4 protein-coding genes, 1 tRNA gene, 1 pseudogene and 1 riboswitch are annotated in these 6,000 nt (G+C 58.2%); of the genes and pseudogenes, 5 read left to right on the top strand and 1 reads right to left on the bottom strand.

Going from position 1 to position 6,000, the window contains the following annotated elements:
* Nucleotides 1–242 precede the first annotated feature (242 nt).
* A riboswitch (Lysine riboswitch) is annotated at nt 243–414 on the top strand.
* A gap of 86 nt (nt 415–500) precedes the next feature.
* Both AB5Y98_RS17060 and AB5Y98_RS17065 read left to right on the top strand, forming a co-directional pair.
* Nucleotides 501–2,081 carry a Na+/H+ antiporter NhaC family protein gene (locus AB5Y98_RS17060; protein ID WP_010634245.1) on the top strand — a complete coding sequence of 527 codons (1,581 nt, stop codon included), beginning with the start codon at nt 501–503 and terminating at the stop codon, nt 2,079–2,081.
* A gap of 86 nt (nt 2,082–2,167) precedes the next feature.
* A complete protein-coding gene (locus tag AB5Y98_RS17065) occupies nt 2,168–2,749 on the top strand; it encodes a thymidine kinase (RefSeq protein WP_005299956.1) in 582 nt (193 codons plus the stop codon).
* A gap of 68 nt (nt 2,750–2,817) precedes the next feature.
* Here the strand turns inward: AB5Y98_RS17065 and AB5Y98_RS17070 are convergent, their stop codons facing one another.
* The gene (locus AB5Y98_RS17070) at nt 2,818–4,155 is read right to left on the bottom strand and encodes a flavohemoglobin expression-modulating QEGLA motif protein (RefSeq protein WP_368232313.1); all 1,338 of its coding nucleotides are present in this window, start codon (nt 4,153–4,155) and stop codon (nt 2,818–2,820) included.
* Between the two features lie 158 nt (nt 4,156–4,313).
* Here AB5Y98_RS17070 and AB5Y98_RS17075 point away from each other — a divergent pair, with 158 nt between their 5' ends.
* The 3 genes and pseudogenes from AB5Y98_RS17075 to hcp1 form a co-directional block, all read left to right on the top strand.
* Entirely contained in the window at nt 4,314–4,769 is a 456-nt protein-coding gene (locus AB5Y98_RS17075) for a YbjN domain-containing protein (protein WP_005299960.1), read from the top strand.
* Between the two features lie 235 nt (nt 4,770–5,004).
* Nucleotides 5,005–5,092 (top strand) — tRNA-Ser (locus AB5Y98_RS17080).
* A gap of 765 nt (nt 5,093–5,857) precedes the next feature.
* A pseudogene (gene hcp1 / locus AB5Y98_RS17085) lies at nt 5,858–6,000 on the top strand (type VI secretion system effector Hcp1); the annotation flags it as partial.

A 6,000-nucleotide genomic window follows, 5' to 3' on the forward strand; every position in this document is an offset into this window, starting at 1 on the left:
AGTCAAGCGAGTCGAATTAATAAATTCATGCTTGGAATTAAGTAATGCAATTGAATTCAGGCCCGATTCAGCAATATTGGCCAGTGGCATACTCGACTGAGTTCCAAGTAGATGAAAATAGCGACAAAATCATAATGTTTGCACCATTTGACTACCTCTTTGCCCTTTTGATCTTGCTTGCTTGGGGATTTAATCAAAAAACTTGCTATAACGTGTCGGCACGATAAAATGTGCCTCGAATACCTTTAAGTAGAGGCGCGCTGCCTATGACTACTTGTGCGGAGGGTGATGCCTGTGATGCACGAGGAAAGGAGTCAGCGCCGAAGTGGCCAGGCCATCATACCGGGCTGCTGGTTCTGCATCTAATAGGTGCAGGACTGCCATAGTCATCCACTATGGAGCGCTACCTGAAGGGGCTGAGGAGTATTACCTCCCCATGGGTTTTGTTTCTTTATCCTCTCGGTAGATCTCCACCTGCTGTCTTTAGGTGCAAAGAGATCATGGACATCGTTCACTACGCCGACTCCGGTTGGTCAATCATTCCCCCTCTGCTGGCCGTCGCACTGGCGATCCTCACCCGCCGTGTGCTGCTGTCGCTTGGCGTCGGTATCGTTACCGGCAGCCTGCTGCTGAACCAGTTTTCTCCCCTCGACTCCCTGCATTACATGCTGAACACAGTGCTCAAGATCTTCTGGGTCGACGGGGCGCTCAACCGTGACAACATCAATATGCTGCTGTTCATGCTGCTGCTGGGCGGCCTCATCAGCCTGATGAGCGTCTCCGGCGCGACCCGGGCGTTTGCCGAGTGGGCCGCCAAGCGCGCCAGGACCCGCAAGGGGGCCAAGGCGCTCACCGGCATGATGGTGTTTGCCTTCTTCATCGACGACTTCTTCCACAGCCTGTCGGTGGGGGCCATCTGCCGTCCGGTTACCGACCGCTTCCAGATCTCCCGGGCCAAGCTGGCCTACTTGCTGGACTCCACCGCGGCGCCGGTCTGCGTGCTGATGCCCATCTCCTCCTGGGGGGCCTACATCATCGCCCTGGTGGGCGGCATCATGACGGCTCACGGCATCACCGGGCAGAGCCCCATCTCAGCCTTCGTCGAGATGATCCCGATGAACCTCTATGCGGTGTTTACCCTCATCATGGTGCTGGTGGTGATCGCGTTTCAGCTCGATATCGGTCCGATGCGCCAGCACGAGCAGTGGGCGCTGGAAGGCAAGCTGTGGGATGAGTCCAAAGGTCGCCCCATCGGTCTGGACATGGAGAGCCCGGAGGAGAGCAACGGCGGCATGATCGACATGGTGTTGCCGATCCTGACCCTGACCGCGGCCACCGTCTACTTCATGATCGACTCCGGTGCCGCCGTGCTGGCCGCCAATGGCGAGCCGTTCAGCGTGCTCGGTTCGTTCGAGAATACCAACGTGGGTTCCTCCCTGGTCTACGGTGCACTGTGCAGTCTGGTGGTCTCCATTGGTCTGGCCATGCGTCTGAAACTCGGTGCCAAGAACTGGCTCAAGGCCGCACCGCAAGGGGTGATGGCCATGCTGCCGGCCATCAACATCCTGCTGTTTGCCTGGACCATTGGCGCCGTGGTGCGCGATGTGGAGACCGGCAAGTACCTGGCCTCCCTGGCCAACGGCAATCTGCCGGTGGAAGTGCTGCCGGCCGTGGTGTTCGTGCTCTCCTGCGCCATGGCGTTTGCCACCGGCACCAGCTGGGGCACCTTCGGTATCATGCTGCCGCTGGCGGGTGACATGGCGGCGGCCAGCGATGCGGCCCTGATGTTGCCGATGCTGGCTGCCGTGCTGGCGGGGTCGGTGTTCGGGGATCACAGCTCGCCCATCTCCAGCACCAGTATCCTGTCGGCTACCGGCGCCGGTTGCCATCACATCGATCACGTGATGACCCAGCTGCCCTATGCCCTGGCCATCGCCTTTGGTGCCGCCCTTGGGTATCTGGTGATGGGGCTGATGCACTCGGTGTTGGCGGGCTTCAGCGTCAGCGCCCTCTGGTTCGTCATCTTCTCCAGCTACCATTTGCGCAAGGCAAGGTCCCAGGCGGACCTGGCAGTTGCTTAAAACGTACAAGGGGCCGCAAGGCCCCTTGGTTTTGTTGGGGGCTTTGGTTAGCATGCGCCCCATAAATTCAGTTTCGGAACAGTATCATGGCTTCACTGCACTACAAGTTTGCCACCATGAATTCAGGCAAATCGACCCAGCTCATTCAGGCGCACTTCAACTATCTGGAGCGGGGCATGCATCCCTTGGCCATGACACCCGCCATCGACGACCGCTTCGGGGTCGGGGTGATCAGCGCCCGGGTGGGGTTGGAGCTGAAAGTCGAAGTGTTCAGAGAGCGCTGTGATCTGTTCGAGATGGTGAAAGCCCGTCATGCCGAGAAGCGTATCGATGTGTTCATCGTCGATGAGGCCCAGTTCCTGACCAGGGAGCAGGTCTATCAGCTGGCCCGTATCGTCGACGAGCAGGACATTCCGGTGATCGCCTACGGCCTCAAGACCGATTTTCGCGGCGAGCTGTTTCCTGGCTCCTACCACCTGCTCTGCCTGGCTGACAAGTTCGAGGAGCTGAAAAGCATCTGCTGGTGCGGCAACAAGGCGCACATGAACTCCCGGGTCAATGAAGCAGGCCAGGTGATGCGAGATGGCGAGCAGGTGGAGATCGGCGGCAACGATCGCTATGTCTCCCTGTGCCGCAAGCACTACCTGGAAGGGCGGGCTTTCAAATAACCCGCGGCTGATGGGGATAACATGAACAAACAAGGCGCCAATCTGGCGCCTTGTTTGTTTCTGAGGGGTCAATCGATCTCGATATCGACGGGGGCTATGATGGGATCGGCCACCGGCAGGCGGTGGAACAGCTGGCGAAAGTGCTGCTGTACCCGGCCGATATCCACCAGCGACATGCCGGAGGCGAAGCCAAACCAGACGTAGAGACCGGTGAGATCGCGAAACGTGGGGGGCAGATAACGGGGCGCACTGATGAGCCCCTCCAGATAGTGCTGATAGAGCACGGGGATGTCGTCCAGGGTCACCTTGCCGACAAACAGCATGGGCAGGATCTCGGGGACTCCCTCCAGCACGGCGCTGCGGATGAAGTTGACTGTCTCCACATAACCCTTCACATAGGAGAGATCCTTGGTGAAGCAGGCGCCTCCCTCGACCATGCCGCCGCGAAACACCCGCTGGGTGATCTTGTAGGCATCGTGCTCGCTGGCACCCTGATCGACGAAATGGCGGAACACCTCGATGAAGTCGGCGCCGCGCTCCGCCATATCGATGGCCATCACCCGATCCGAGATACGCTTGGCCCTGTCCGGAAAGGAGCTGAAAGTGAGGGTCTCTATCAGTACTGCCAGCCCCTCCTGGCAGGCGGTGATGCGCGGCGAGCCGGCACTTAGCCAGGTGGCATAGGGTTGCTGGCGCCCATTGAGGGTAGTGCCCACATGCACCCAGCCCTCATGGACCTCCAGCACTTGCAGGTCGAGTTCGGAGAAGCGGGCGTGGGAGTTGAGCTTGATGTAATCGCCGCCGGCCGCGGCATCCGAGACGATGCCATCGCTCAGCTTGACCTGCACTGTGCCGTCACTGAAGTAGTTCGACAGCTTGCTCTGCAACCTGGCCACCGCCGCTTCCCCCTCGAACTCCTTGGGGTAGGGGCGCACCAGGTGGCGGGCGCCGGGCAGGGAGAAGATGTCGCACAGCCTGGCCCCCAGCTCCTTGAGGGTCTTGCGATCGCCGCGCAGGTGATCGCCGGCCGAGCCGTAGAGCAGCCGGCTGTAGCGCAGAAAGTCCGGTTGCCCGCGCTGGCGCAGCATCTCGATGACCACCATGTATTGATCCACGGTCTCCTGCAGGATGCGGCCAAGCTCATCCTGGGGACCGAGCCGGCGCCGGATCCTGTCCCGCAGCTCCTTGAGCTCCAGGTACTTGTTGCGGGGATCGAAGCCGAGGGGAAGGCCATCATAGAAGGCCTTGTCGACGGCCGGCAGCGTGCGCCCTCCGCTGGCCAGAAAGTCGGCCTGCAGGTGACGGGGCCACTTGATGGCATCCAGAATGCGGATGGGCTTTTGCAGGATCAAGAGTTCATCCGAGAGGGATTTCAGATGCAGACGGTACTTTTCTTGGATGGTCATTTAGCCCCCTGTGGGGCGAGTGTGGCGCTGGAATGGGCTGAGTATATGCAGGCTGCTTGCCAAAAAGAAGCGAGGGCCGTGCTTATCCGGCCAGTGCGCTTTTGGTTGCCGGAAAATTGGTTTAGACTGCGCCCCTTGATCCCAATTGTGTCGTGGAAATGATGAATATCCCCAGCTCCGAAATGATAATGCGTTGGTTGCAGCAGGCTCGTATCGAGCACTATGTCTGTGATCAATGCCATGGTATCCACATCGTCTCCCTGCAGTCCGTCGAGGGCATCCAGGAGAGCCGGATCTTCGTCGAAGAGGAAGGGGTGCTGTTTTCATCCGAGCTGGAGGTGCGTCCCTCCGCCTTGCTGCCGCTGGTGGCCGAGCTGGGTCGCCTCAACATGCAGTACCCGTCGCTCAAAGTGTTCCTCGACATCATCGATGACAACCTGCCGCGACTGGTGGTGGGCCATACCGTCTTTACCAAGGCGGGGCTCAGCGTTGAGCAGTTCCTGCTGTTTGTCGAGAGCACCATAGCCGCGACCCATGAAGTGGTCTCCGAATGCGAGCGGTTGGGCTTCCTGAATCTGCCGGAAATCCAGGTCGCACCGGAGTCTGTGCACTGATTTGTGCGTTAAATGTGCGAACGGTTCGTCTGATGCAAAAAGCCGTTGACGCCGGCGGGGCTTTCCCCTAAATTACGCCCCGTTCCAGCGCAACAGCGCAGCGAACATCGTGCTGGCTGAGCACGTTAAACAACAGACCAAAATTTGGTGAGGTGACCGAGAGGCTGCCCACCGACGAAGTCGGCAAGATGCGCGCGCAGCGTGCTCCGAAAGCCACTTCAAGAAGTAAAAATTTGGTGAGGTGTCCGAGTGGCTGAAGGAGCACGCCTGGAAAGTGTGTATACGGCAACGTATCGAGGGTTCGAATCCCTCCCTCACCGCCAAATTTAAAGAACCGACCTGATGGTCGGTTTTTTGTTTTGGGGAAGAATTATCAGCTCATGTTGAAGAGGGTGGGTGAGAACCCTCGCCGGGTTCTAGCAGAGCAGCTTGCTGAGATAAACGGCCGCAGGCCGCCCCGAAGGGGTGAGCCATGCAGTGGCGAATCATCCCTCACGGCCGGATAAAACAAAAGGCCCCGTCGCAAGACGGGGCCTTTTGTTTTATCCGGTGACGGGCGGCTTGGTTCGGGCCCTGATTCGACAGGCGGGCAGGACAGCTCGCCTGGACGGCCAGAGGCCGCCCGCAGGGCGAGAGCCAGGGATGGTGCGAGTCGATCTTGACCCAGCGTACAGATTGAAAAGCCGACCCGATGGTCGGTTTTTTGCTTGGCGGGATAGGTTGTCGTCTCCTGCTGTCTTCACAGTTTCTCCATCATCTATAGCCAGGTTGTCTCGACGGGCAGCCGGGTCCCCGGTGTTTCCTATTGTCAACGCACGGCTCAGTCGCTATCACTCCCGTGCGGGTCATTAGGTTGAAATAAGTTCTGACTTGCGCAATGCATTGCGGAATTTTTAGTTTCTTATTCTGCACATGCAACTTTATCTGGATGAATATCTCGAATGCGCAACTTGTTGCGTTATTGCGATGATGGCTTGATTGGTAATTGATTCAACCTATTGTTTTAAAACAATAAAATGAATTGGCATGGTCACTGCTAACGGATTCGGTCGAGTGTCATTACCGTTCAACCAATCAGGAGCAATTCTATGCCAACTCCATGTTATATCAGTATCGAAGGTAAAACTCAGGGCAACATCACCGCCGGTGCCTTCACTTCCGATTCCGTCGGCAACATCTTCGTGCAGGGCCACGAAGACGAGATGCTGGTGCAAGAGTTCCAGCACGTCGT

This window comes from Aeromonas sp. s3, from assembly GCF_040907805.1.
GTDB classification, from domain to species: Bacteria; Pseudomonadota; Gammaproteobacteria; order Enterobacterales; family Aeromonadaceae; genus Aeromonas; species Aeromonas dhakensis.